A 23,859-nucleotide genomic window follows, 5' to 3' on the forward strand; every position below is an offset into this window, starting at 1 on the left:
TTTTGGTGTCATGCAGGTGTTGGTCCTACCGATCTAGCATAAGCGGGATTTCGCTCTCCCTTCCACCTGCATTCTCTCTGGCCCGTTTCAATGTGGATCGTCAACGTAGCACTTAAGCGGCCATACACGTTCATCGTGATGGCGATTCTGATCGTGCTGGCGACGCCCTTCGTGCTGTTCACCACGCCCGTCGACGTGCTGCCGGAAATCAACATTCCGGTGGTCAGCATCATCTGGACGTACACCGGTCTGTCGGCCGAAGACATGGCCAACCGGATGACGTCGGTCAACGAGCGCAGTCTGACCACCACCGTCAACGACATCGAGCACATCGAATCGCAGTCGCTGCAAGGCATCTCGATCATCAAGGTGTTTCTCCAGCCGAACGCGAACATCCAGACCGCGATCGCGCAGACCGTGGCCGTCGAGCAGTCGCAGTTGAAGCAGATGCCGCCCGGCGCGACGCCGCCGGTCGTCATCAGTTACTCGGCGTCGGCGATTCCGGTGATCCAGCTCGGCCTGTCGAGCCCGAAGCTCTCCGAGCAGGCGCTCAACGACACCGCGCTGAACTTCCTGCGCCCGCAGCTCGTGACGATTCCGGGCGCGGCCGTGCCGTATCCGTACGGCGGCAAGTCGCGGTTGATCTCGGTCGACCTCAACACGCGGGCGCTGCTCGCCAAGGGGCTGACGCCGATCGACGTGGTCAACGCGTTCAACGCGCAGAACCTGATCCTGCCGACCGGCACGGCCAAGATCGGGCCGAAGGAATACACGGTCAACATGAACGGCTCGCCGCCGACGCTGGAAGGGCTCAACGACATTCCGGTGCGCACGGTCAACGGCGCGACCACCTATCTGCGTGAAGTCGCGCACGTGCGCGACGGTTATTCGCCGCAGACCAACATCGTGCGGCAGAACGGCAGTCGCGGCGTGCTGATGTCGGTGCTGAAGAACGGCGACGCCTCGACGCTGACGATCGTCAACCGGCTGAAAGCGCTGTTGCCGGGGGCGCGTGCGGTGCTGCCGTCCGATCTGCAGATCACCGCGCTGTTCGATCAGTCGGTGTTCGTGAAGGCGGCCGTGCAGGGCGTGGTGCGCGAGGCGCTGGTGGCCGCCGCGCTGACCGCCGCGATGATCCTGCTGTTTCTCGGCAACTGGCGCAGCACCTGCATCATCGCGATCTCGATTCCGCTGTCGATCCTCTCGTCGCTGATCGTGCTGCACGCGCTCGGGCAGACCATCAACATCATGACGCTCGGCGGGCTCGCGCTGGCGGTCGGGATTCTGGTCGACGACGCGACCGTGACGATCGAGAACATCGAGCGGCATCTGCACATGGGCTCCAATTTGCACGATGCGATTCTCGACGGCGCGGGCGAAATCGCGATTCCGGCGCTCGTCTCGACGCTGTGTATCTGTATCGTGTTCGTGCCGATGTTCTTCCTCGCCGGCGTCGCGCGCTATCTGTTCGTGCCGCTCGCGGAAGCGGTCGTGTTCGCGATGCTCGCCTCGTACATCCTCTCGCGCACGCTCGTGCCGACGCTCGCGATGCTGCTGATGGGGCACGCGCACAAGCCGAAGGCCGGCGCGAAGCCGAACCTGTTCATGCGCGTCTATCATCGTTTCGACGCGGGCTTCGAGCGCATGCGCGCGGCCTACATCGTGATCCTGAGCAGCCTGCTCGTGCGTCGCAAGATGTTCGGCACGCTGTTCCTCGGGTTCTGCGTGCTGTCGATGGGGCTCTTCTTCGTGCTCGGCGAAGACTTCTTCCCGAGCGTCGACGCGGGCGACATCCGTCTGCACCTGCGCGCGCCGACCGGCACGCGCATCGAGGAAACCGCGCGGCTCGCCGACGAGGTGGAGAAAGTGATTCGCGAAGTCGTGCCGCCGAAGGAGCTCGGCACGATTCTCGACAACCTCGGCCTGCCGTATAGCGGCATCAACATGTCGTACAGCAACTCGGGCACGATCGGCACGCTCGACGGCGAAATCCAGATCGCGCTCAACGAAGGCCACAAGCCGTCGCAGATGTATATGGACAAGCTGCGCACGATCCTGCCGCAGCGTTTCCCGGGTGTCGAGTTCTTCTTCCAGCCGGCCGACATCGTCACGCAGATCCTGAACTTCGGGCTGCCCGCCGCGGTGGACGTGCAGATTTCCGGGGCGAACCAGAAGGGCAACTTCGACATCGCGAGCAAGCTGCTCAAGCAGGTGCGGCTGATTCCCGGCACGGTCGACACGCATATCCAGCAGAAGCTCGACGAGCCGGTGATCGATCTGCACATGGACCGCACGCGTCTGCAACAGTTGAACCTGAGCGCGAACGACGTGGCGCAGAACGTGCTCATTTCGCTCTCGGGCAGCTCGCAGACTTCGCCGGGCTTCTGGATCAACAACCGGAACGGCGTCGAATACAAGGTCGCGGTGCAAACGCCGCAGTACCAGGTATCGTCGATCGACGAACTGCTCCGCACGCCGGTGTCGACCTCGGCCTTCGGCCCGACGCAGCTGCTCGGCAACCTCGTGAAGGTGTCGCCGCAGCAGCAGTTCGCGGAAATCACGCACTACAACATCCGCCCGGTGATCGACCTGTACGTGAGCGTCGAGAAGCGCGATCTCGGTAGCGTCGCGAATCAGGTCGACAAGCTCGTCGACCAGGTGCGCGCGTCGCTGCCGCGCGGCAGTACCATCACGGTGCGCGGCCAGGTGCAGACGATGCGCAGCTCGTTCCTCGGGCTCGGGCTCGGCGTGGCGATGGCGATCGTGCTCGTGTATCTGCTGATCGTCGTGAACTTCCAGTCGTGGGTCGATCCGCTCATCATCGTCAGCGCGTTGCCGGCGGCGCTCGCGGGCATCGTGTGGATGCTGTTCCTCACGGGCACGCATCTGAGCGTGCCCGCGCTGACCGGCGCGATCATGACGATGGGCGTTGCGACCGCCAACAGTATTCTGATGGTCGCGTTCGCGCGCCAGCGGCTCGCGGCCGGCGCGCCGCCGCTCACGGCCGCGCTCGAGGCCGGCGCGAGCCGGATCCGCCCGGTGCTGATGACCGCGTTCGCGATGATTATCGGCATGATCCCGATGGCGCTCGGTCTCGGCGAAGGCGCCGAGCAGAACGCGCCGCTCGGCCGTGCGGTGATCGGCGGCCTGCTGTTCGCGACGGTATCCACGCTGTTCTTCGTGCCGCTCGTGTTCGCGGGCATTCATGGCCGTCTCGCGCGCCGCAAGAAAGAGGGCGGCGACCACGACGGCGGCAATGACGGCAATGACGACAGCAATGGCAACGGCGGCGGCAGCCCGGCGCCCGAGCATAGCGGCGCGGCGACGCCCGCGTAAAAGTTAAACGATGGTTGACTGAGATGACCGAAAAAAACCATGCATCGCTAGCGATTCCCCCGCGGGAAACCGAAGAAGGGGAGCACATGCTGCCACCGCGTCACCGCGAATGGAAACGCGCGAAGATCGCGGTCTGCATCGTGCTCGTGCTGCTCGCGCTCGGCGCGCTGCGCACCGTGATCGCCAACGTGCTGCAAAGCCGCGAGGTCGAGGCGACCACGCAGCAGAACGCCGTGCAGTACGTGAACGTCGTCATGCCGAAAGAGACCGACAGCGGCGGCAGCACGCTGCTGCCGGGCACGTTGCGCGGCTACGTTGAATCGCCGATCTACGCGCGCTCGACCGGTTATCTGCTGCACTGGTACGCCGATATCGGCGCGCACGTGAAGCAGGGCCAGCTGCTCGCCGAACTCGACACGCCGGAAATCGACCAGGAACTCGCGCAGGCGCTGGCGCAGCGTCAGCAGACCAGTTCGAGCCTCGGCCTCGCGAAAAGCTCGCTCGAACGCTGGCAGCAATTGCGGCAACGCGATGCGGTCTCGCAGCAGGAACTCGACGAACGGCAAAGCACGTATACGCAGGACGTCGCCAATCTCGCCGCCGCGGATGCCAACGTCAAGCGTCTGCAGCAGCTCGAATCGTTCAAGCGGATCGTCGCGCCGTTCACGGGCGTGGTCACGCAGCGCAACGTCGACGTCGGCGATCTGATCGACGCGGGCAGCGGCACGAGCCGCGCGCTGTTCGCGCTCGCGCAGTCGGACCCGCTGCGCGTCTACGTGCAGTTGCCGCAGGCCTACGCGCAGAACGTCGCGGTCGAGCAGAAGGTGGTGGTCACGCAGGCCGAATTGCCGGGGCAGCAGTTCGACGGCAAGATCACGCACATGTCGGGCGCGATCGACGTGCCGACGCGCTCGCTGCAAATCGAAGTGACGCTGCCGAATCCCGACGACAAGCTGCGGCCCGGCGCCTACGTGCAGGTCGCGGTGCCCGCGGCCGCCCAGGCGCGGCTCACGGTGCCGAGCAATGCGCTGCTGTTTCGCGCCGAAGGTCCGCGCGTCGCGGTCGTCGATGCGAAGGGCAACGTGAGCCTGCGCAAAGTCGTGATCGCGCAGGACCTCGGGCAGACGCTCGAAATCGACAGCGGCGTCGCGCTGACCGATCACATCATCATCAACCCGAGCGATTCGATTGCCGACGGCGATCACGTGCAGATCGAGCCCACCGGGAAAAACGGCAAGGAGGCGTCGTGATGTTCGCGGCCTCATGCCGGGAGCGGGCGCGGGAACCTGCGCGCAAGCGGGTGTGTGGCGGCGCGCTCACCGCGCTGAGCGCGCTCGCCGGCGCGGCGCTGCTCGCCGCCTGCACGGTCGGCCCGGACTATCAGCGCCCGCAGGCCGAGGTGCCGCCGGACTGGCACACCGATTCGTTCTGGCGCGTCGCCGCGCCTTCGCATGCGCCGATCGCACCCGACTGGTGGACGAGCTTCGCCGATCCGACGCTCACCTCGCTCGAAGCCGAGGCGCTCGCGCAGAACCAGACGCTCGTCGCGGCGAGCGCGCACTACGAGCAGGCGCGCGCGACGCTTGCGAACCTGAGCGCGCAGCGCGTGCCCGAAGTCGATCTCGGCGCAAGCGGTTCGCGCTTCCGGATCTCGCACGACCGGCCGCTCACGAACTACGCGACGCCGACGCAATCGACGGTGCAGAACAACATCCAGCTCGGGCCGACGATCAGCTACGACACCGATCTGTTCGGGCGCATCCGCCGCGAGGTCGAGGGCGCGAAGGCGTCGGCGGAACAGTCTGCCGACGATCTCGCGAACGCGCGCCTCGTGCTGACGACCGATCTTGCCAGCGACTATTTCTCGCTGCGCGAGCTCGACGCCGAGATCGACGTGCTGAACCAGTCGGTCAAGCTGCAACAGAAAGCGCTCGACTACGTGAGCTCCGAACACGATCTCGGCGCGGTGTCGGGGCTCGACGTGCTGCAGCAGAAATCGCAGCTCGATGCGACGCGCGTGCAGGCGCAACTGCTGCTCAACCAGCGCGCGCAGTACGAGCATGCGATCGCCGCGCTGGTCGGCGTGCCGGCTCCGCAGTTCGCGATCGAGCCGAAGGTGGTCGACATCAAGGCGCCGGCCATTCCGCTCGGCGTGCCGAGCGACGTGCTGCAACGGCGGCCCGACGTGGCTTCGGCCGAACGCGCGATGGCCGCGGCCAACGCGCAGATCGGCGTGGCCAAGGCCGCGTTTTTCCCGAGTCTGACGCTCACGCCCGGCATCGGCTGGGAAAGCACCGAGTTCGCCAATCTGCTCACCGCGCCGACGCTGATGTGGACGCTCGGCGCGACGGTTGGCCAGGTGCTGTTCGACGGCGGACGGCGCGCGGCCAACGTCAAATACGCGAGCGCGGGCTACAAGGCCACCGAGGCGAACTATCGGCAGACGGTGCTGAGCGCGTTCCAGCAGGTGCAGGACGGCATTACCGGACTGTCGGTGCTCGACGGCGCGGCGAAGCAGTCGAGCGAGGCGGTCGAGGATGCGCAGCGGCTGCTGTCGCTCGCGAACGACCGCTATTCGGGCGGCCTCGTCGCGTATCTGAACGTGATCGATGCGCAACAGTCGCTGCTCACGAGCGAGCGCCAGGACGTGCAGATTCATGGCCAGCAGTTGACGGTGTCGGTCGCGCTCGTGAAGGCGCTCGGCGGCGGCTGGGATGCAGGCGGTACAGGTGCCGCAGGCGGGACGGATGGCGCCGGCAGCAGCGGCGCGAATGGCAACGGTAGTGGCGGCAGTCATGATGGCCGTAGCGGCGGCGCACAGGCCGCGAATGCGGCGAACGCAGCGAACGTCACGAACGTAGCCAACCTGTCGGCTAGCGCGCAACCGCAGCGGACACCGGCGCCCGCGCGCTGACCTGCTATCTCGCGAAGCCCGCCGCTCGGCACGCGGGGCCGGGCCGTGGCAGAGCCAGGCCAGGCCCAAATCAAGGCCGAGGCCTGCGCCCAGGCCGGCGCCGCTGGCAGCAAGAATCAAGGGTCGTTTCGTATAATGCAAGGTCGGGCAGCGACGTTGCAAGGGACCGTAGCCGATGCTGAAGCACTGGCCACGGCCGACAGGGGACACGCATGAAATTGCTGATTGTTGAAGACGAGCACAAGGTCGTGGACTACTTGCGCTCCGGTTTGACAGAGCAGGGCTGGGTCGTCGACGTCGCGCTCGACGGCGAGGAAGGCATGCATCTGGCAACCGAATTCGATTACGACGTGATCGTCCTCGACGTGATGCTGCCCAAGCGCGACGGCTTCAGCGTGCTGAAGGCGCTGCGCATGCGCAAGTCGACGCCGGTCATCATGCTGACCGCGCGCGATCACGTGAACGACCGCGTGCGCGGTCTGCGCGAAGGCGCCGACGACTATCTGACCAAACCGTTTTCGTTTCTCGAACTCGTCGAGCGTCTGCATGCGCTCGCGCGCCGCACGCGTTCGCAGGAATCGACGCTGATTTCGGTCGGCGATCTGTTCGTCGATCTGATCGGCCGCCGTGCGACGCGCGACGGCGTGCGGCTCGATCTGACCGCGAAAGAGTTCCAGCTGTTGAGCGTGCTCGCGCGCCGCCAGGGCGATATTCTCTCGAAGACCGCGATTACCGAACTCGTGTGGGACGTCAATTTCGACAGCCACACCAACGTCGTCGAAACCGCGATCAAGCGGCTGCGCGCGAAGCTCGACGGCCCGTTCCCCTCGAAGCTGCTGCACACCGTGCGCGGCATGGGCTACGTGCTCGAAGTGCGCGAAGAGGCCGAGCCGTCATGAACCGCTCGATCGCCCGGCGTCTCGCGCTGATGTTCGCGTTCGTCGCGCTGTTCGTGTTCACGCTCGTGGGCACCGGGCTCTTTCTCGTGCTGCGCACGCAACTCGAACACCATCTGCGCGAATCGCTCGACGATCGCACGCAGATCGCGCGCATCATCGTCTATCACGCGAGCACGGCCGACAAATGGCGCATCGCCCGCGAAAAACTCACCGACATGACGCCGCACGACAGCAGCACCGTGTACGCGGTGTCGAGCGAGGACCCGAATTTCCGCTTCGGCACGCCGGTGCAGGGCACGGTCATGAAAAGCTGGCCCGATGGCTACGCGCGCATCACGCCGGCGGACGGCGGTCCCGACATGCTGACGTTCACGATGACGCTGGCGGCCAATGCCTCGCGGCCACCCGTGCAGTTGCAGGTCGCGTCGAGCTATTCGCCGAACCTGCGCACGATGCGCGTGTTCGGCTCGACGCTTGCCGCGCTTTCCGCGCTCGGCAGTCTCGCCGTGCTGCTGCTCAGCTATTCGGTCACGCGCATCGGGCTCGCGCCGCTCACGCGTCTCACGCGCGACGCCTCGGCGGTGAGTCCGAACAATCGCTCGCAACGGCTCAACACGGCGTCGCTGCCGCTCGAACTCAACGACCTCGCGAACTCGTTCAACGGCGCGCTCGAACGGCTCGACGGCGCCTATGGCCGCCTCGAATCGTTCAACGCGGACGTCGCGCACGAACTGCGCACGCCGGTGACGATCCTGATCGGCCAGACCGAAGTCGCGCTCACGCGCAACCGCTCGGTCGACGATCTGCGCCATACGCTGCAATCGAACCTCGAGGAATTCGAGCGCATGCGCGCGATCATCAACGACATGCTGTTTCTCGCGCGCGCCGATCAGGGCGAACGCGCGACCGGGCTCGTCGAGGTATCGCTCGCGGCGGAAGTCGCGCATACGCTGGAGTTTCTCGAGATTCCGCTCGAAGAGGCGCGCGTGCATGCGCAATTGCAGGGCGACGCGCTCGCGCGCGTGAACCGCTCGCTGTTCGGCCGCGCCTGCACGAATCTGCTGATGAACGCGATCCAGCATTGCGAGCCGGGCGCGTCGATCAGCGTGACGATCGCGCGCGGGGAAGGCCGCATGAGCGGCCAGTGGTGCGTGGCCGTCGCGAATCCGGGCGCGCCGATCGCGCCGGACGTGTTCGAGCATCTGTTCGACCGCTTCTATCGCGCCGAAGCCTCGCGCACCAACAGCCGCGAAAACCACGGGCTCGGGCTCGCGATCGTAAAGGCGATCGCGGAGATGCATCGCGGCACCGTGTCCGCGCAGAGCGCGAACGGCGTCAACACGTTTGCGTTTTCGGTGGCGGCGACAGCGGTGCCGGGCGAGATGCCGCCCGAGGCGCCCGCACGCCCGGCCGCGAATGCGGCGGGCGTGCCGACCGATACGGCCGATACGACCTATGGGTCGCTCGCGAAGGGCAAGTCGGCCTGAACCGGCAAACGCGGCTTGAGCGCCGCTTCGCTCGCCGGCATCAACGCGCTGATGCGCACGCCCAGCAAGCGCAGCTTGCGGTTCAACTCCACCCGCCGTAGACATTCGGTGGCCGCGCGGCGAATCTCGGCGGCGTCGGCGGTCGGGTCGTCGAGCGTCAGATCGCGCGTGACTGTGCGGAAATCGTCGTAACGCAGCTTGATGCCGACCGTGCGGCCCACGTAGCCCTTGCGCGCGAGATCGTCGGCGACGCGCACGCACAGCCCCGTAAACGCGCTCGATAGCGCCGGGCGGTCATGACGCGGATGCAGATCGCGCTCGAAGGTGGTCTCGCGGCTGATCGATTTCGGCTCCGATTCGACCACCACCGGACGCTCGTCGTGGCCCTGCGCGACCTGCATGAGCCAGGCCGAATAGCTGCGCCCGAAATGGTCCTGCAACAACCCCGCGTCGGCGGCGGCGAGATCGCCGACCGTCGCGATGCCGAGCGCGGTCAGTTTCTGCGCGGCCTTCGGGCCGATGCCGTTGACCTTGCGCACCGGCAGCGGCCACACGCGCAGCGGGATGTCGGCCGGCGCGAGGAGCGTGAGGCCGTCGGGCTTGTCGAGTTCGGAGCCGATTTTCGCGAGCAGCTTGTTCGGCGCGACGCAGATCGAGCACGTGAGGCCGGTCGCCTGTCTGACGGCCTGCTTGATGCGCATGCCGAGGTCGCGCGGCTCGCCGGGCAGCTCGGTGAGGTCGATATAGATTTCGTCGATGCCGCGATCCTCGATGCGGTCCGTGAACGTCCTGACCGCGGCCTTGAACAGGCGCGAGTAGTGGCGGTACGAGTCGAAGTCGGTCGGCAGCAGGATCGCGTCGGGCGCGAGCGCGGCGGCCTTCATCATCCCCATTGCCGAAAACACGCCGAGCGCGCGCGCTTCGTAGGTGGACGTGGTAACGACGCCGCGGCCCGCGTAATCGCGCAGTTTCGCGAAGCGCTTGCTGCCGTCTTCGAGCACCTGCGGCGCGCTGTTGCGGCCGCCGCCGATCACGACCGCGCGCCCGCGCAGCTCGGGATAGCGCAGCAGCTCGACGGACGCGTAGAACGCGTCCATGTCGAGATGCGCGATGCGGCGGGGCGGAGAATTCATGAAGCGGTGGACGCGCGGGTAATGACGGTTGGACGATCGGACGATCGATGCCGGCGCCGCGCTGTGTCTGTCGCGGTCTGCCAAACCGTCATGGTACCTTGCCGGCGCTCATCGTCCGAGCGCCGCCGCGGCCCACCGAAAACGACATCGCGGGCGCCCGACGGCGCGCCCGCGATGGGTGCTACGTGTCTGCTACATGCCCGTTACGTCGGGCCTGCCTTACTGCTTGATGCCTTCAGCCTGGATATGCAGCGTCGTCTTCATGTTGAAGCCGTACGCCTTGCCGAAGTCGACCCCGAAGTCGTCGCGGTTGAACGTCGCGGTCGATTCCGTGCCGCACACTTCGCGCTTGAGCATCGGGTGCTGAATGCACTTGAACGATTCGATCTTCAGATTGACCGGCTTCGTGACGCCATGCATCGTCAGCGTGCCGATCACTTCGACCGGCTTGTCGCCGTCGAAGCGGATCTGCGTGCCCTTGTAGGTCGCGGTCGGGAACTTCGCGGTGTCGAAGAACTTCTCGCCGACGAGTTCCTCGTTGAGCTTGTCGTTGCCGATGTCGACCGAGGTCATGTCGATCGTCACATCGACCGTGCCGGTTTTCGCCGCGCGATCGAGCACCACGGTGCCGCTGCTCTTCTTGAACTTGCCGCGCCAGATCGAGACGCCGCCCATGTGATCGGCCTCGAAGCTCGGGGACGTGTGGGTCGGATCGAGCACGTAGGTGTCGGCGGCCATCGCGTTGAACGACAGCGCAGCGGCGAGCGCGCCCGCGGCGAGCAGGAAGGATTTTTTCAAGGTGGACTCCAGATTTCAGAAAGTGTCGTGGTACGGCGGTCGTGTGACATGCCGTCGTGCTTCGGTGCTGCGTATCGGGTGCTGCGTATCCGGTACTGCGTATTGCAATGCTGCGTTCCGCGTTATTTCTTCGTGGAAACGAGGTGGAATTTGATGACGACTTCATCGGCGACGACCGAGGTGTCCTTCCACTCGCCGGTGCCGACGTCGAACTGCGTGCGCTTGATCGGCAGCGAGCCGTCGAAGGTTTGCGTCGCGCCCTGGCTCGCGATCACGACCGGCACCACGACGGTTTGCGACTTGCCCTTGATCGTGAGCTTGCCGGTCACCTTGTACTGGTTGCCGCCGGCCGGCGCGATCGCGCTCGATACGAAGGTCGCGTTCGGGAAGGCCGCGCTGTCGAACCATTCCTTGCCTTGCGCCTGCTTGTTGTAGTCGTCGGCGCCGAGGTCGTAGCTCGCGGTGTCGATCGACACGTTGGCGCTGCCCGCCGTCGGTTTGGCCGGATCGAAGTTCAGTTGCGCCGAGAACTTTTTGAACTTGCCGTCGACGGGCACGTTCATCTGTTTCGTCGTGGCAACGACGCTGCTTTTGGCGAGATCGACGTCGGCGTGCGCGAGGCCCGCGCCGAACAGGGAAAACGCGGCGAGGCCGGCGAGCGCGGCGCGCTGGGCGGCGTGATGGAAGTGGTGAAGGGTCGCTTTCATGGTGGTACGCATCCTATCCGAGTCGCGCGCGTTCATTGCATACCGCGCGGAATTAGATTGCCAACGGGTCGTAGTCAATCGGGTGCCGGCGGGCTGGCCGAAGCCTGCGCGTCGCTGCTTCGTGTCGCTTCGTACCGTCATGCGCGCGTCTTCAGAAACGGCACCATGCGGGCGAGCAGGCCGTCTCGATCGATGAACTGATGCTTGAGCGCGGCGAGCACGTGCATGGCGACGAGCGCGAGCAGCGTGTAATTGAGCAGCACGTGAACCGTGCGCAGCGTCGCCTTCAGCGCCTGGTCGGGGCCGATGAAGGTCGGCAGCGGCACGATGCCGAGATACACGACCGGAATGCCGGCCGCCGAGGTATAGAAGTAGCCGGACAGCGGAATCGCCAGCATCAGCAGATACAGCACGCCGTGCACGAGATGCGCGGCGGCCTTCTGCCAGCCGGGTGTCGCGTCGTCGAGCGCGGGCGCGCGGTGCGTAGCGCGCCAGAGCACGCGGAGCACCGCGAGCGCGAAGACGGTCACGCCGATCCACTTGTGCCACGAGAAGTACTTGAGCTTCGTGGGCGTAAAGCCGGGGATATCGGTCATGATCCAGCCGATATAGAAACCGCAGATGATCAGCGCCGCGATCAGCCAGTGCAGCGCGATGGCCGCGCCGTTGTAGCGGACGGCATCGGAAGGTCGAGTGGGCATCGTGTCGTGTCGGTTGCGCGCGAGGGATCGCGCATCAGTGCGGATAGTAGGGACACCCATGGAAACTGAATAGACGGGTGAGCGAAAACAGATTGTTGTCGCCGTGACGCTAATGGCTTTGAAAGACAGCTTTGAAAGCCTGGCGCGCCGGGCGAGGCGCTGTGGTAATTTGTGACCCCAACAAGCGGGTTGTATCAGGCAAAGCACAATCCGCGCAACCCTTCAGCCGGGCCGACTTCGTGAATTCCGTGTTTCTTTCGTGGGGTATTGCCGCGCTTGCCACCGCCGGAGTCATCGCGCGGCCGTTCAAATGGCCCGAGGCCGTATGGGCCGTCGCCGGTGCGCTGCTGCTCGTGTCGCTCGGCCTGTTGCCCGTGTCGCTCGCCGTCGAGGCGATCGGCAAGGGCAGCGACGTCTATCTGTTCCTGTTCGGCATGATGCTGCTCTCGGAAGTCGGCCGCCGCGAGGGGCTGTTCGACTGGGTCGCGGTGCTCGCGGTCAACCATGCGCGCGGCTCGCCGCGCAAGCTGTTCGTGCTCGTGTACCTGGTCGGCGTCGTGATTACCGCGTTTCTTTCCAACGATGCGACCGCGGTCGTGCTCACGCCGGCCGTGTTCGCGGCCGCGAAGAAAGCGAAAACGCCGCCGTTGCCGCTGCTGTTCGTCTGCGCGTTCGTCGCCAATGCGGCGAGCTTCGTGCTGCCGATCTCGAATCCGGCCAATATCGTGCTCTACGGCAATCACACGCCGCCGCTCGGGCCGTGGATGCTGCGCTTCACGCTGCCGTCGCTGCTGTCGATCGGCGCGACCTTCGTGATGCTGCGCTGGACCCAGCGCGAGGCGCTGGCCGGCGTCTGCGCGGCGAATCTCGAGGCGGTGATGCTGTCGGCGAGCGGGCGCGTCGCGCTCGCGGGCATCGCGGTGACGGCGGCCGCGTTGCTGACGGTCTCCGCGTACGACATCCCGCTCGGCATGCCGACCGCGATCCTCGGCACGCTGACCGCGCTCGTCGTGCTTATCAAGGAGCGCAAATCGCCGCTGCCGATGATCCGCGAAATCTCGTGGAGCGTGCTGCCGCTCGTCGCCGCACTGTTCGTGCTCGTCGAGATGCTCGATCACACGGGCGTGATTGCGACGCTCGCGGCCGCGTTGCGGCGCGCGACCGAACACAACGAAATGGCCGCGGCGGGCTGGGCCGGCGCAATCGTCGCGTTCGGCAGCAACCTGATGAACAACCTGCCCGCCGGCCTGATCGCGAGTTCGACGGTGTTGCAGGCGCACAGCCCCGAGCGCGTGATCGATGCGCTGCTGATCGGCGTCGACCTCGGGCCGAACCTGTCGATTACCGGTTCGCTCGCCACGATCCTCTGGCTCAACGCGATTCGCCGCGAAGGCGAAGACGTGAGCTTCGCGAAGTTCCTCAAGGCCGGCGTGTTCGTGATGGTGCCGGCACTCGTGCTGGCGCTCGGCGCGCGGATTCTAACGGCTTAAGCGTCGGGGACGAGCGTGTTTGGAGGTTCATAGCCGAGGCCGCGAGGCCGCCGCGTTTTGGCGCCGGCCAGGTTCCGTGTCGCGCCGACCGAGCGCAGCGTCGCTTCGAGTTGCGCGAGACGTTGGCGTTGCGTCGGCAGCATCGTCGACGAACGGGTCAGCGCATGCAGCCGTTGATGCCAGTACGACAGCGGAAAACGGTCGCGCGTGGAAATCAGGCTGAAGACGATTTCGAGGTGAGCGATTTCTTTATCGATATCCTGGTAACTCATCTGAGGGTTCCGGAAGAAATGGGTGGTTAGCCCCGCGCGAACCGGCGTTACGTAGCAAACTTCGTTCCTGCCCGCGCGCAGGGCTTCCCGCCCATTGCGGCAACGGCAAGCGCGCCCGGCAGCAGGTGTCGGCGCGGCAGGCGTGACGGTAGAAAGTGCAAAGCGCTGCAAGCTTTACGTGTAGCGCTGAATACATCGTGCGAACCGTCCTGCTGGCGCTGTCTTCCCTGCGTTCGGACAGCGGGAATTCACGAGGCGTGGGCGCCTGACGCATGTCCTATGCTGGTTCAACGGCGCCGGTTGCGGCCGGGGCGGGGTCGCCGAGGTCGCAGCGGTCGCGCAGGGCGCGAGCCGGCGCCCGCTACGAGGAGCTTGCGCATGGAACGCCCCGCCAGAATCATCGTGCTCGACGACGAAGCCGAACTGCGCAACATGCTGCTGCGCTTTCTGCGCGGCCACGGCTTCGACGTGCGCGCCGCCGAAGACAGCAAGCGGCTGTACCGCTATCTCGAACGCGAGCCGTTCGATCTGCTCGTACTCGATCTGATGATCGGCGAAGAGGACGGCCTCGAAATCTGCGCGAAGCTGCGCGCGCAAGGCGAGACGCTGCCGATCCTGATGCTGACCGCGAAGGGCGATCCGCTCGACCGCGTGACCGGCCTCGAAACCGGCGCCGACGATTACCTCGCGAAACCGTTCTTGCCGCGCGAACTGGTCGCGCGCATCAACGCGCTGCTGCGGCGCCAGAAGATGGCCGCGGGCGATGTTACCGTGACCTCGCAGCGTGTGCGTTTCGGCGACTTCACGCTCGACGTCGGCAAGCAGGAACTGCGGCGCGCGGGCGAACCGCTCGAGATTCATTCGGCGCAGATGCTGCTGCTCGTCGCGCTCGCGTCGTCGCCGAATCGTGCCGTGAGCCGCGACAATCTGCTCGCGCGCGCCCGCGGGCGCGACCATGACGCGCTCGATCGCAGCATCGACGTGCAGGTGCTGCGGCTGCGGCAGATCGTCGAGGACGATCCGGCCAAGCCGCGTTTCATCCGCACCGTGTGGGGCGTCGGCTACATGCTCGCCGCCGACGTCGAACCATGACGCGCGCGCTCTGGCAGCGGGCGCTGCCGAGGACGCTGCTCGCGCGCAACATTGCCTTGCTGATCGCACTCGTGATGCTGAGCCAGGTTTGCTCGATCGGCGTGCTGCTGCATTACGTGCAGCGGCCGCGCGTCGAGCGCGCGGCGGCCGTGTTCGCCACCTACGTGACGACGCGCGACAGCCTGCTCGCGGCCACGCCGCCGGCCGCGCGCGCCGTGCTGAGCGCGCGCCTCGACGCGCGCGAGCAGTTGCCGCCCGAGGCCGACGCCGCGCCGCGGCCGAGTCTCATGCGCGCATATCGCAACTATCAGCGCGGCGTGTTTCTCGACAGTCTGCGCAAGCATCTGCCCGCCGACATGCCTGCGCGCTGGCAGACCGAGGGCGCGCAGCGCTTGTGGATTCGCATGCATGCACCGGTGGGCGGGGCGGGCGGTTCTTCTTTGGCCGATGCTGCGGGCCATGTTTCGGGCCATACCTCGGGTGATGCTTCGAGCCATGCATCGGACCATGTTTCCGGCAGGATGCCGGCCGCCCCGTACTGGATCGCGTTGCCGATTCCCGAGGACGCGCAGGGCAGCGGGCTCGAAGCGGCGATCCTGCTGTCGCTCGGCCTCGGCGTGCTGGCGGCGCTGGCCGGCTATGCGATCCAGCTGCATCTGAACGAGCCGTTGCGCGAACTGACGCGGGCCGCGCGCCGCGTCAGCGCCGGTGAAACGCCCGCGCCGTTGCCGACCGACGGCCCCAGCGAAATCGCCGCAGTGGGCAGCGCTTTCAATCAGATGACGCGGGCGTTACAGGAAGCCGAGGCGACCCGCGCGCTGATGCTCGCGGGCATCTCGCACGACATTCGCACGCCGCTCACGAAGCTGCGTCTTTCGATGGCCATGGCGATGCCGCAAGGCGGCGACAGCAGCTTCGTGATCGCGGCCGAGTCGTATCTGGACCAGATCGAGACGATCCTGCAGCAGTTCATGGACTACGCGGGCAGCGGCGAGCGCGAGGAAGCGCAAGCCGGCGATCTGAACGCGCTGATCGAACGGCTCGCCGGCGATTTCGCCGGGCTCGGGCACGCGTTCGAGTTGTCGCTCGGGACGCTGCCGGCCATCGCCTATCGTCCGATCGGCATGATGCGGCTCCTGATGAACCTGATGCAGAACGCCATCGTCTACGGCGGCTCGGGGCTCGCGGTGCGTACGTGGGCGACCCGGGACGCGCTGACGGTCGCGGTCGGCGATCGGGGCAAGGGTTTGTCGGCGGCGGAACTGGAGAAGCTCAAGGCGCCGTTCCAGCGCGGCCGCAATGCGCGTGCGCACAGCGGCGGTACGGGGCTGGGGCTGTCGATTGTCGAGCGGATCGCGCGGCTGCATGGCGGCAGTCTGCAGTTTCATGCGCGCGAAGGCGGCGGGCTCGAAGTATGGGTCGTGTTGCCGGTGGCGCGTGCGTGACGCAGCGGCCGTGCCGTCACGTCACGCTGCTACGCCGCGCCGAGAGGGGCGATGAGTTTCGCGCGGCTTGCCGGAGCCGCGCGGCTCACTTGCGGTCGAGCCACGCGTCGATGCCGACGCGAAACGCGACACCGGCGATGACCGGCACGGTCAGCATCAGGATGATGCCGAAGTTCGGAATCTCGTCGCCGTACATGATCGGGTTGTAGAGCACGACACCCGACACGATCGCGAACGTTACTAGGCCGATGGCGACCATCAGGAGATTGCGCGCGGTCAGGGACAGCGGCTTGTGCTTCGCCTCGTTCGGCGGGGTGCTCGAGCCGGAAGCTTTGTCGTGTTGGGCAGACATGATGGTTCTCGCGACGAAAAATGCGGCTTAAGGAGCGGTCACGGCGGTCACGGCGATCACGACGCTGGCGCGTCGCCGCTGCGTGGCGTCCTGGGCCGGAGCGGGACGCGTTCGGCATCATACCCGCGCGCGCGTTGCCGATACAGATCGCGCCGTACCGGCAGGGCAAAGCGCGAGTGCTCCTGACATCAATATAAGCCGCATTGCCGCCGGCGGTACGAGGAAAAGCGCGTGAACGCGGTGCGCCGCGCAGCAAGGCTGCGTGCGGATCGATCAGCCGCGATCAGCCGCGCTGCGTTTCGCTTCGTTTTGCAGCCGCGCAGACTTTATGCGTCGGCTGCCGACGCTTCCGGTGCTTCCGACAGGGCGACCTGCCCGGTCAATTCGAGCTCGTCGAGAAGCCGCGCGATGAGGCCCGAGCGCCGCCATTGCAGCCATTTGAGGTAGCAGGTCTGCGACGGCGGAAACGTCGCCGGCAAACGGTGCCATTTTTCGTTGCGCGTCATGATCCACAGGATCGCGTTCACGATTTCGCGCGGCGGGCGCGACGGTCGTCCGGAACGCTTCTTCGGCTCCTGCTGGAACAGGTGGCTGATACGCGCCCACGCGTCATCGGAAAGAGGAAGATCTAGCATGCCGTCCAACGTTCAACTGACAGGTCGTCTCGATCTTACGGTTTGGCGCGTTGCTTCCAGTGCTGGATTTGGCTGCGGTTTTACCCGTTGAACGGCGAATTGCTTTGCCGCCGATGATGGTAGCGTTGCCGCATGCGGGTCATGGCCCTTTGCATGGGGTGATTCATGGCGCTTCAATTGCGTCGCTTCAAGGGTGTGTTTGACCGCGCGCTTAACTGCGCACTTAACCGCGCGTCAATTGCACGAATGCATGCCGCTGACCCAGATGCATTGATGCCGGGACCAGTGGCTCTCGTCGCTGAGACCGGCTGCGGAGGGCATGCCGAGTCCCTGCGGGACGGGCTTGAAATGCAGGACCATTCTGCTGACCCGATGACCGGCCGGCGCGGGATGCAGCGCGGGCGTCGCTCCGATCGAGCGATCGACTGCGTGGTCCCATGCGGCGTTGCCGCTGCTGCCGAGCAGCTGGATCGCGCTGATCTCGCCGTTCGGGGCCACCCGCACTTCGACGAGCGCTTCGGGGTTGTCGCGCACCTGATCGCTCGGGGCATGCAGATTGGCGCCGATGGCGCAGCCGACATAGCGCGACCACTGCGACTCGTTGAGACTGTCCGGCGCGGGGGGCGGCATGCCGGCCGGCGCGAGTATCGCGAGACAATGATCGAGCACCTGCTGCGCGGGGCGGGTGGGGAGGTTGTCCGCCGCGCTCGGCGGGTCGTTCGCGCAGCCCGCGAGCAGCGCGCACGCCAGGAAGCAAGCGATCAATCGTCCGTTGTTTTTCATGGTCGAATCCCCGGCGCCAGAACGCCACGATTCTAGCGGGTCCGGGAATTCGCGCAATGCGTGCCGGATGCCCGGGACGCGCCCCGGGTTGCAACCCAGGCCATGACTCAGGCCGCAACCCAGGTCGTGATCCAGGTCGCAAACCCGGCCGGCGCCTGCCGCGGGTCGACGCGTCGTTCGCTCTTCGTTCGTTCTTCGCCCGCTCCTGGCCTATACCCGCAGCCCCCGGGTCTTCAACCGGTAGACGAGCTGCGGACGCGTAATCCCGAGCGTGCGCGCGGCCGCCGACAGATTGCCCTGCGCGCGCTGCACCGCGCTTTTCAGCAGCGCGGTTTCGATATCGTCGAGCGAAGTCGGCTCGATCTCGCCGCTCGCGCCCATCAGCAGGTCATTCACTTTTCTGACGACGCGTTCGACCTCGCCATCGGCGGCCGCTTTCTGATCGAGCAACGAGTCCGAGGGCGTCAACGAGCCGTTGATGCCGAGGCCGAACATCTGCGCGTCGATCGTTTCGCCGCTCGTGAACAGATGGCCGATGTCGATCGCGCCGCCGTCGGGCGCAAGAATCACGCCGCGCTCGACGAGGTTCTCCATCTCGCGGATATTGCCGGGCCAGCCGTAGCTCAGCAGCGCGTCGAGCGCGCGGCCCGTGAAGCCGGTCACGTCGCGCGCATGACGTTCGCGATACTTGTGCAGCATGTGATTGAGCAGCACCGGCAGATCCTCGCGCCGCTCGCGCAGCGACGGCACGCGAATCGGAAACACGTTGAGGCGGAAATACAGGTCTTCCCGGAAGCGGCCCGCGCGAATCTCGTCCTTCAGATCGAGGTTCGTGGCCGCGATCACGCGCACGTTGACGCGGCGCGTCTGCGTATCGCCAACCCGTTCGATCTCGCCTTCCTGCAGCGCGCGCAGCAGCTTGCCCTGCGCGGTCAGGCTCAGAATGCCGATCTCGTCGAGAAACAGCGTGCCGCCGTCGGCGCGCTCGAAGCGGCCGGGCCGGCTTTGCGTCGCATCGGTGAAGCCGCCGCGCTCGACGCCGAACAGTTCCGACTCGACCAGCGCTTCCGGAATCGCCGCGCAGTTGACCGCGACGAACGGGCCGTTGCCGCAGCCGCTGATCCGATGCAGCGTGCGCGCGCACACTTCCTTGCCGACGCCGCTCTCGCCGAGAAACAGCACGGTCGCGCGCGTGTTCGCGACGCGCCGGATCATATGGCAGACCGCGTTGAAGCCGGGCGATGCGCCGACCATGTTGTCGTCGTCGAACGCGGTGGGCGTGGGTGGGCGCGTGTCGCCGAACATGGCGAGGTTCGCATTGCCCTTCGCTTCGCGCCGCGCGTCATGTTGCGTGTCGTGCGGCATGTCGCGTTGTATGTCACGTTTCGCCGCGCCCGCCGACAGCCCCTGCGTAAACGACTGCGCCTGCATGAAACGCAGATCGTCCGCGGCTTCGTCGCCCCATTCCTCGACCGGCTTGCCGACGATCCGGCATTGCGGTTGTCCGAGCGCGCGGCACTCGACCTCGCGATAGACGATCGGACGCCCCATGAATACGCTCGTATAGCCGGACGCATAACCGATCTGCGTCCAGCAGACCGGCTCCGCACCGATGCCGTAGGTGCGGATATGCTCCTCGTCTTCCGCGCAGTTCTTCCAGACGAATTCGCCGTAGTACTGACCTTTTTCGACATCGAGTTCGAGCCGCACCGGCTCGACCACGGTCACGCCTTCGAGCATATGCAGTTGCGGGCCGACCGCGAACATCTCGGTGATCGAGCTGTCGGGGCGCGCCTTGCGCGCGAGTTCCGCGTCGCGCGCGCCCGAGTTGTAGCCCATGCGCGTGAGCAGGCCGCGCGCCGCGTCGAGGCCGAGACTGTCGATCAGCTCGCGCCGCATCGCGCCGACCGAGCCCGCATGCACGAGCAGCATGCGCTGATCGCCGAGCCAGATGCGCCCGTCGCCAGGCGAGAAGTGCAGGCGCGACATGAGATCCGCGATGTCGGGATAGCGCAGGCTGTCCACGCAGGCGCCTTTCGGCGAGACCATCGACATGTGCGGATGCTCCGCGGACTTGATTCGGGTGACCATCGCAATTCTTCTCCAACGACTGCATGAGTTTTTCGCCGGCAGGTGCCGGCCGTCAGTATGCAATGCCGCGCGCATGGCTGCATCGAGAATCGCAGGTCGGCACGCCCCGGGTGTTCCCGTATGCCGATTTGATCGGCTTTATCACGCTCGCAACGGGGCGATTTCGATCATTTGATCTAACGCCACGCGGCGCACGGCGCTTGCCGCCTTCGTCCCGGAAATTTTTTTCGCGCGTTTTTCCCTTGATTCACAAGGGATTGTGCGCCTTTCGCCGCGCGCCGGGCGGCTTTCAGGCACGCGTTGGCATGGCCATTGCATGAATAGGCGCGCTGCTATGCATTTTGATGAAAGCGTGCAGTGAAGCACAACGCAGAACCATGAGGAGAGAGCGATGCCCCTGCATCACCCCCCGGCCGAACCCGTGCCGCGAGATTTCGACGTGACGCGGCGCTATGTCCGCGTCCGGGAACGTCGCGACGACGGTTTCGTCGAGTTCGATTTTTCGATCGGCGATCCGGGCCTGAGCGTCGAACTCGTGATGAGCGCACCGGACTACGAGTCCTTTTGCGCGACCCATCGCGTGTTCCATCTGAGCGACGACGAAGCCGAGGCGCTGGACCTCGAACAGCTCAAGTGGCGCTACGGACAGCCGGGTCTTGCCGAATGACGCGCGGGCAAGGGCCCGCGCGTTGCAACAGACAATGAACAAAGGAGATTGCTCCATGCAGATCGACATCAAAACATCCTCGGTCCAGCAGATCCGACAGACCTTCTCGCATGTCGCGAGACGGCTCGGCGCGGACAAGCCGGCTTCGCGCTACCAGGAAGCGACGCTGGAATTGCAGCCCGAAACCAACTTTCACTACCGGCCGCTGTGGGAACCCGGCCTTGCGCTCTACGACAAGGGCCGCACCGCGATCGTGATGAACGACTGGTACGCGTTCAAGGACCCGCGCCAGTACTACTACGGTGCCTACACGATCGCGCGGGCGCGGCAGCAGGACACGATGGAAAAGAACATCGAGTTCGTGACGCGCCGCCGGCTTTTCAGCGATCTGCCCGACGACGCGAAAGCGCGTATCGCCGCCTTGATGGTGCCGCTGCGCCACGTCGAATGGGCCGCCAATACGAATAACTGCTTCGTGACCGGCTACGGCTGGGGCACGGCGATCACGCAGGCGACGATGTTCCATTCGATGGACCGGCTCGGTATCGCGCAGTACCTCTCGCGTATCGGCCTGCTGCTCGACGGCAATGCGGGCACCTCGCTTGTCGAGGGCAAACAGCGGTGGCTCGACGATCCGATGTGGCAAGGCCTGCGCCGCGTGGCCGAGGACACGATGGTCGTGAAGGACTGGTTCGAGACCTATGTCGCGCAGAACGTCGTGCTCGACGGCTTGCTGTATCCGCTCGTGTATCGCCATATCGACGCGCGTCTGTCGCGCGAATACGGCGCGGCGCTCGGCATGCTGAACGAGTTCGCGAGCGCATGGTTCGACGAGACGAGCCGCTGGGTCGATGCGACGTTGAAGACCGCAGCGTCGGAGTCCGCGGAAAACGCCGCGCTGCTCGGCCAGTGGGTCGCGAAGTGGCAAGCGCGTGTGCTCGATGCCTTGCGGCCGCTCGCGCTCGAAGCACTGGGCGGCGAAGCCGCCGATGCCGCCTTGCGCGAGATCGCCGAGGCATTCGATGCGCGCGTGCGCAAGCAGGGCGTGCCGCTCGCGGCGCAACAACCGGCCCAGGAGACCCAGCATGGCTGATTCCGTCTTTATCGCGTTTCAGACCAACGACGATTCGCGTCCGATCATCGAGGCGATCGAAGCGGACAACCCGCATGCGGTGGTCAACGCGTTTCCGGCGATGGTCAAGATCGACGCGGTCGGCCGGCTCGTAATCCGGCGCGAGTCGATCGAGGAGCGCATCGGCCGCGCATTCGATCTGCGCGAGTTGCAACTCAATCTGATCTCGCTCGGCGGCAATATCGACGAGACCGACGACGAATTCATTCTTGAATGGAAGGCCTGAACGGGCACGATGAATCGCATCGGAGTCAGCGCTGAAGCGCTGGCTCCGATCGATATGGGAGATACACGATGAGCACCACGAACGCAGCACCGAAAAAACTGAGCATCAAGGAAAACTACGCGATGCTGACGCGCGGCCTCGGCTGGGAGACCACCTATCAGCCGATGGATGAAATTTTTCCGTACGACCGCTTCGAAGGCATCAAGGTCCACGACTGGGACAAATGGGAAGACCCGTTCCGTCTGACCATGGACGCCTACTGGAAGTATCAGGGCGAAAAGGAACGCAAGCTCTACGCGATCATCGACGCGTTCCAGCAGAACAACGGCCAGTTCAACGTGACCGACCCGCGTTATATCAATGCGCTGAAGCTGTTTCTGACCGGCGTGAGTCCGCTCGAATATGCCGCGCACCGCGGCTTCGCGCTGGCCGGGCGCAATTTCCGCGGCGCCGGCGCGCGGATTGCCTGCCAGATGCAGGCCATCGACGAATTGCGCCACGCGCAGACGCAGGTCCACACGATCAGCCACTACAACAAGTTCTTCAACGGCTTCCACGACTTCAAGCACATGCACGACCGGGTCTGGTATCTGTCGGTGCCGAAGTCGTATTTCGAAGACGCGATGAGTGCCGGCCCATTCGAGTTCGTCACCGCGATCTCGTTCTCGTTCGAATACGTGCTGACCAATCTGCTGTTCATGCCGTTCATGTCGGGCGCCGCATTCAACGGCGACATGGCGACGGTCACGTTCGGCTTTTCCGCGCAATCGGACGAGTCGCGCCATATGACGCTCGGCCTCGAAGTCGTGAAGTTCCTGCTCGAACAGGACCCGGGCAACGTGCCGATCATCCAGAAGTGGGTCGACAAATGGTTCTGGCGCGGCTACCGCCTGCTCACGCTCGTCGCGATGATGATGGACTACATGCTGCCCAAGCGCATCATGTCGTGGCAGGAAGCGTGGGAAACCTACTTCGAGAAGAACGGCGGCGCGCTGTTCCATGATCTCGAACGCTACGGCATTCGCATGCCGAAGTATCACGAGGTCGCGGCCAAGGAAAAGGACCGCATTTCGCACGAGGCGTGGGGCATTTTCTACAACTACACGCATGCGGCGGCGATGCATACGTGGATTCCGTCCGACGACGAAATGGCGTGGCTCGCCGAAAAATATCCGGCCACCTTCGACAAACTCTACCGGCCGCGTTTCGAGTACTGGCGCGAGCAGCAGAAACAGGGCAAGCGCTTCTACAACAACACGCTGCCGATGCTGTGCCAGATCTGCCAGATTCCGATGGCCTTCACCGAGCCCGACGATCCGACCAAGATCTGCTACCGCGAAAGCGACTATCTCGGCAACAAGTACCACTTCTGCTCGGACGGCTGCAAGGACATCTTCGACAACGAGCCGGAGAAATACGTGCAGGCGTGGTTGCCCGTGCATCAGATCTACCAGGGCAACTGTTTCGAGCCGGACGCGGACCCGAGCGCGGCCGACTTCAATCCGCTTGCCGAAGTACTGCGCTACTACCACATCAACGTCGGCGAGGACGGCCACGAGTTCGAGGATTCGCCCGACCGGAAGAACTGGCTGCGTTGGACCGGCAAGCCGAGTCACGGCGGCGAGGAAACCGCGGAAAGCGCCGCGGCGAATGCGCAGGACACAGCGGCCGCGCAGGCCGCGTGACGCTGGCCCGCGCC

Annotated in this window: 22 protein-coding genes; 13 read left to right on the forward strand and 9 right to left on the reverse strand. The window is 65.4% G+C overall.

Features of this window, described 5'->3' with window-relative positions; translation table 11 throughout:
* The first annotated feature begins 90 nt into the window (after nt 1–90).
* The 5 genes from F3J20_RS24875 (at nt 91) to F3J20_RS24895 (ending at nt 8,636) form a co-directional block, all read left to right on the forward strand.
* A complete protein-coding gene (locus tag F3J20_RS24875; protein WP_167043875.1) occupies nt 91–3,336 on the forward strand; it encodes an efflux RND transporter permease subunit in 3,246 nt (1,081 codons plus the stop codon).
* Nucleotides 3,337–3,359: 23 nt separating this feature from the next.
* Complete coding sequence (locus F3J20_RS24880) at nt 3,360–4,586, forward strand: efflux RND transporter periplasmic adaptor subunit (RefSeq protein WP_167284828.1); 1,227 nt, start codon at nt 3,360–3,362, stop codon at nt 4,584–4,586.
* A complete protein-coding gene (locus F3J20_RS24885) occupies nt 4,586–6,250 on the forward strand; it encodes an efflux transporter outer membrane subunit (protein ID WP_167284829.1) in 1,665 nt (554 codons plus the stop codon). The genes F3J20_RS24880 and F3J20_RS24885 overlap by 1 nt, the downstream gene beginning before the upstream one ends.
* Before the next feature lie 212 nt (nt 6,251–6,462).
* Nucleotides 6,463–7,149, forward strand: a complete 687-nt coding sequence (locus tag F3J20_RS24890) for a heavy metal response regulator transcription factor (protein WP_013591770.1) — start codon at nt 6,463–6,465, stop codon at nt 7,147–7,149.
* Complete coding sequence (locus tag F3J20_RS24895) at nt 7,146–8,636, forward strand: heavy metal sensor histidine kinase (RefSeq protein WP_167284831.1); 1,491 nt, start codon at nt 7,146–7,148, stop codon at nt 8,634–8,636. Before F3J20_RS24890 ends, F3J20_RS24895 begins: the two co-directional genes overlap by 4 nt.
* On the opposite strand, the gene dinB is transcribed toward F3J20_RS24895, so the two are convergent.
* The 4 genes from dinB to F3J20_RS24915 all read right to left on the reverse strand — a co-directional run bounded on the left by dinB (nt 8,603) and on the right by F3J20_RS24915 (nt 11,975).
* Nucleotides 8,603–9,769 carry a DNA polymerase IV gene (gene dinB / locus F3J20_RS24900; protein WP_167043885.1) on the reverse strand — a complete coding sequence of 389 codons (1,167 nt, stop codon included), beginning with the start codon at nt 9,767–9,769 and terminating at the stop codon, nt 8,603–8,605. The genes F3J20_RS24895 and dinB overlap by 34 nt on opposite strands.
* 219 nt (nt 9,770–9,988) lie before the next feature.
* Entirely contained in the window at nt 9,989–10,567 is a 579-nt protein-coding gene (locus F3J20_RS24905; RefSeq protein ID WP_167043888.1) for a YceI family protein, read from the reverse strand.
* Nucleotides 10,568–10,689: 122 nt separating this feature from the next.
* Nucleotides 10,690–11,274: a YceI family protein gene (locus F3J20_RS24910; protein WP_167284832.1), complete on the reverse strand. Its 585-nt coding sequence runs from the start codon at nt 11,272–11,274 to the stop codon at nt 10,690–10,692.
* 137 nt (nt 11,275–11,411) lie between these two features.
* Nucleotides 11,412–11,975, reverse strand: coding sequence for a cytochrome b (locus F3J20_RS24915; protein WP_167284834.1), 564 nt, complete (start codon nt 11,973–11,975; stop codon nt 11,412–11,414).
* A 239-nt stretch (nt 11,976–12,214) separates the two neighbouring features.
* Here F3J20_RS24915 and F3J20_RS24920 point away from each other — a divergent pair, with 239 nt between their 5' ends.
* Nucleotides 12,215–13,465, forward strand: a complete 1,251-nt coding sequence (locus F3J20_RS24920) for an arsenic transporter (protein WP_167284836.1) — start codon at nt 12,215–12,217, stop codon at nt 13,463–13,465.
* On the opposite strand, the gene F3J20_RS24925 is transcribed toward F3J20_RS24920, so the two are convergent.
* Nucleotides 13,462–13,737: a hypothetical protein gene (locus F3J20_RS24925; protein ID WP_167043901.1), complete on the reverse strand. Its 276-nt coding sequence runs from the start codon at nt 13,735–13,737 to the stop codon at nt 13,462–13,464. The two genes, F3J20_RS24920 and F3J20_RS24925, sit on opposite strands and share 4 nt — an antisense overlap.
* A 378-nt stretch (nt 13,738–14,115) precedes the next feature.
* On the opposite strand from F3J20_RS24925, the gene F3J20_RS24930 reads away from it, so the two are divergent.
* Together F3J20_RS24930 and F3J20_RS24935 are read left to right on the forward strand one after the other, a co-directional pair.
* Nucleotides 14,116–14,829: a response regulator gene (locus F3J20_RS24930; protein ID WP_167043904.1), complete on the forward strand. Its 714-nt coding sequence runs from the start codon at nt 14,116–14,118 to the stop codon at nt 14,827–14,829.
* The gene (locus tag F3J20_RS24935) at nt 14,826–16,274 is read left to right on the forward strand and encodes an ATP-binding protein (protein WP_167284837.1); all 1,449 of its coding nucleotides are present in this window, start codon (nt 14,826–14,828) and stop codon (nt 16,272–16,274) included. Before F3J20_RS24930 ends, F3J20_RS24935 begins: the two co-directional genes overlap by 4 nt.
* Nucleotides 16,275–16,359: 85 nt before the next feature.
* Here the strand turns inward: F3J20_RS24935 and F3J20_RS24940 are convergent, their stop codons facing one another.
* The 4 genes from F3J20_RS24940 to F3J20_RS24955 form a co-directional block, all read right to left on the reverse strand.
* Nucleotides 16,360–16,626: a hypothetical protein gene (locus tag F3J20_RS24940; RefSeq protein ID WP_167043911.1), complete on the reverse strand. Its 267-nt coding sequence runs from the start codon at nt 16,624–16,626 to the stop codon at nt 16,360–16,362.
* A gap of 326 nt (nt 16,627–16,952) precedes the next feature.
* A complete protein-coding gene (locus F3J20_RS24945) occupies nt 16,953–17,261 on the reverse strand; it encodes a transposase (protein ID WP_167043914.1) in 309 nt (102 codons plus the stop codon).
* A gap of 234 nt (nt 17,262–17,495) precedes the next feature.
* Complete coding sequence (locus F3J20_RS24950) at nt 17,496–18,044, reverse strand: energy transducer TonB (RefSeq protein ID WP_167284839.1); 549 nt, start codon at nt 18,042–18,044, stop codon at nt 17,496–17,498.
* A 210-nt stretch (nt 18,045–18,254) separates the two neighbouring features.
* Nucleotides 18,255–20,135 carry a sigma-54-dependent Fis family transcriptional regulator gene (locus F3J20_RS24955; RefSeq protein WP_240162897.1) on the reverse strand — a complete coding sequence of 627 codons (1,881 nt, stop codon included), beginning with the start codon at nt 20,133–20,135 and terminating at the stop codon, nt 18,255–18,257.
* 23 nt (nt 20,136–20,158) lie between these two features.
* Here F3J20_RS24955 and F3J20_RS24960 point away from each other — a divergent pair, with 23 nt between their 5' ends.
* The 5 genes from F3J20_RS24960 (at nt 20,159) to F3J20_RS24980 (ending at nt 23,845) form a co-directional block, all read left to right on the forward strand.
* Nucleotides 20,159–20,455: a hypothetical protein gene (locus F3J20_RS24960; protein WP_167284840.1), complete on the forward strand. Its 297-nt coding sequence runs from the start codon at nt 20,159–20,161 to the stop codon at nt 20,453–20,455.
* Nucleotides 20,456–20,526: 71 nt separating this feature from the next.
* Nucleotides 20,527–20,802 (forward strand): phenol hydroxylase subunit, encoded by a 276-nt coding sequence (locus F3J20_RS24965; protein WP_167043920.1) that lies wholly within the window; start codon nt 20,527–20,529, stop codon nt 20,800–20,802.
* Nucleotides 20,803–20,857: 55 nt separating this feature from the next.
* Nucleotides 20,858–21,895 carry an aromatic/alkene monooxygenase hydroxylase subunit beta gene (locus tag F3J20_RS24970; RefSeq protein WP_167043923.1) on the forward strand — a complete coding sequence of 346 codons (1,038 nt, stop codon included), beginning with the start codon at nt 20,858–20,860 and terminating at the stop codon, nt 21,893–21,895.
* Nucleotides 21,888–22,160, forward strand: a complete 273-nt coding sequence (locus F3J20_RS24975) for an MmoB/DmpM family protein (RefSeq protein WP_167043926.1) — start codon at nt 21,888–21,890, stop codon at nt 22,158–22,160. Before F3J20_RS24970 ends, F3J20_RS24975 begins: the two co-directional genes overlap by 8 nt.
* A 68-nt stretch (nt 22,161–22,228) precedes the next feature.
* Complete coding sequence (locus F3J20_RS24980) at nt 22,229–23,845, forward strand: aromatic/alkene/methane monooxygenase hydroxylase/oxygenase subunit alpha (RefSeq protein ID WP_167284842.1); 1,617 nt, start codon at nt 22,229–22,231, stop codon at nt 23,843–23,845.
* The last annotated feature ends 14 nt before the right edge of the window (nt 23,846–23,859 follow it).

The sequence above is a fragment of the Paraburkholderia sp. Cy-641 genome (assembly GCF_011752945.1).
Classification (GTDB): Bacteria; Pseudomonadota; Gammaproteobacteria; order Burkholderiales; family Burkholderiaceae; genus Paraburkholderia.

Bases quoted from the DNA above. Each gene is read 5' to 3' on its own strand.
- F3J20_RS24875 (WP_167043875.1), top strand. From the start codon at position 91: ATGTGGATCGTCAACGTAGCACTTAAGCGGCCATACACGTTCATCGTG.
- F3J20_RS24880 (WP_167284828.1), top strand. From the start codon at position 3,360: ATGACCGAAAAAAACCATGCATCGCTAGCGATTCCCCCGCGGGAAACC.
- F3J20_RS24885 (WP_167284829.1), top strand. From the start codon at position 4,586: ATGTTCGCGGCCTCATGCCGGGAGCGGGCGCGGGAACCTGCGCGCAAG.
- F3J20_RS24890 (WP_013591770.1), top strand. From the start codon at position 6,463: ATGAAATTGCTGATTGTTGAAGACGAGCACAAGGTCGTGGACTACTTG.
- F3J20_RS24895 (WP_167284831.1), top strand. From the start codon at position 7,146: ATGAACCGCTCGATCGCCCGGCGTCTCGCGCTGATGTTCGCGTTCGTC.
- dinB (WP_167043885.1), bottom strand. From the start codon at position 9,769: ATGAATTCTCCGCCCCGCCGCATCGCGCATCTCGACATGGACGCGTTC.
- F3J20_RS24910 (WP_167284832.1), bottom strand. From the start codon at position 11,274: ATGAAAGCGACCCTTCACCACTTCCATCACGCCGCCCAGCGCGCCGCG.
- F3J20_RS24915 (WP_167284834.1), bottom strand. From the start codon at position 11,975: ATGCCCACTCGACCTTCCGATGCCGTCCGCTACAACGGCGCGGCCATC.
- F3J20_RS24925 (WP_167043901.1), bottom strand. From the start codon at position 13,737: ATGAGTTACCAGGATATCGATAAAGAAATCGCTCACCTCGAAATCGTC.
- F3J20_RS24930 (WP_167043904.1), top strand. From the start codon at position 14,116: ATGGAACGCCCCGCCAGAATCATCGTGCTCGACGACGAAGCCGAACTG.
- F3J20_RS24935 (WP_167284837.1), top strand. From the start codon at position 14,826: ATGACGCGCGCGCTCTGGCAGCGGGCGCTGCCGAGGACGCTGCTCGCG.
- F3J20_RS24940 (WP_167043911.1), bottom strand. From the start codon at position 16,626: ATGTCTGCCCAACACGACAAAGCTTCCGGCTCGAGCACCCCGCCGAAC.
- F3J20_RS24945 (WP_167043914.1), bottom strand. From the start codon at position 17,261: ATGCTAGATCTTCCTCTTTCCGATGACGCGTGGGCGCGTATCAGCCAC.
- F3J20_RS24950 (WP_167284839.1), bottom strand. From the start codon at position 18,044: ATGAAAAACAACGGACGATTGATCGCTTGCTTCCTGGCGTGCGCGCTG.
- F3J20_RS24955 (WP_240162897.1), bottom strand. From the start codon at position 20,135: ATGGTCACCCGAATCAAGTCCGCGGAGCATCCGCACATGTCGATGGTC.
- F3J20_RS24960 (WP_167284840.1), top strand. From the start codon at position 20,159: ATGAGTTTTTCGCCGGCAGGTGCCGGCCGTCAGTATGCAATGCCGCGC.
- F3J20_RS24965 (WP_167043920.1), top strand. From the start codon at position 20,527: ATGCCCCTGCATCACCCCCCGGCCGAACCCGTGCCGCGAGATTTCGAC.
- F3J20_RS24970 (WP_167043923.1), top strand. From the start codon at position 20,858: ATGCAGATCGACATCAAAACATCCTCGGTCCAGCAGATCCGACAGACC.
- F3J20_RS24975 (WP_167043926.1), top strand. From the start codon at position 21,888: ATGGCTGATTCCGTCTTTATCGCGTTTCAGACCAACGACGATTCGCGT.
- F3J20_RS24980 (WP_167284842.1), top strand. From the start codon at position 22,229: ATGAGCACCACGAACGCAGCACCGAAAAAACTGAGCATCAAGGAAAAC.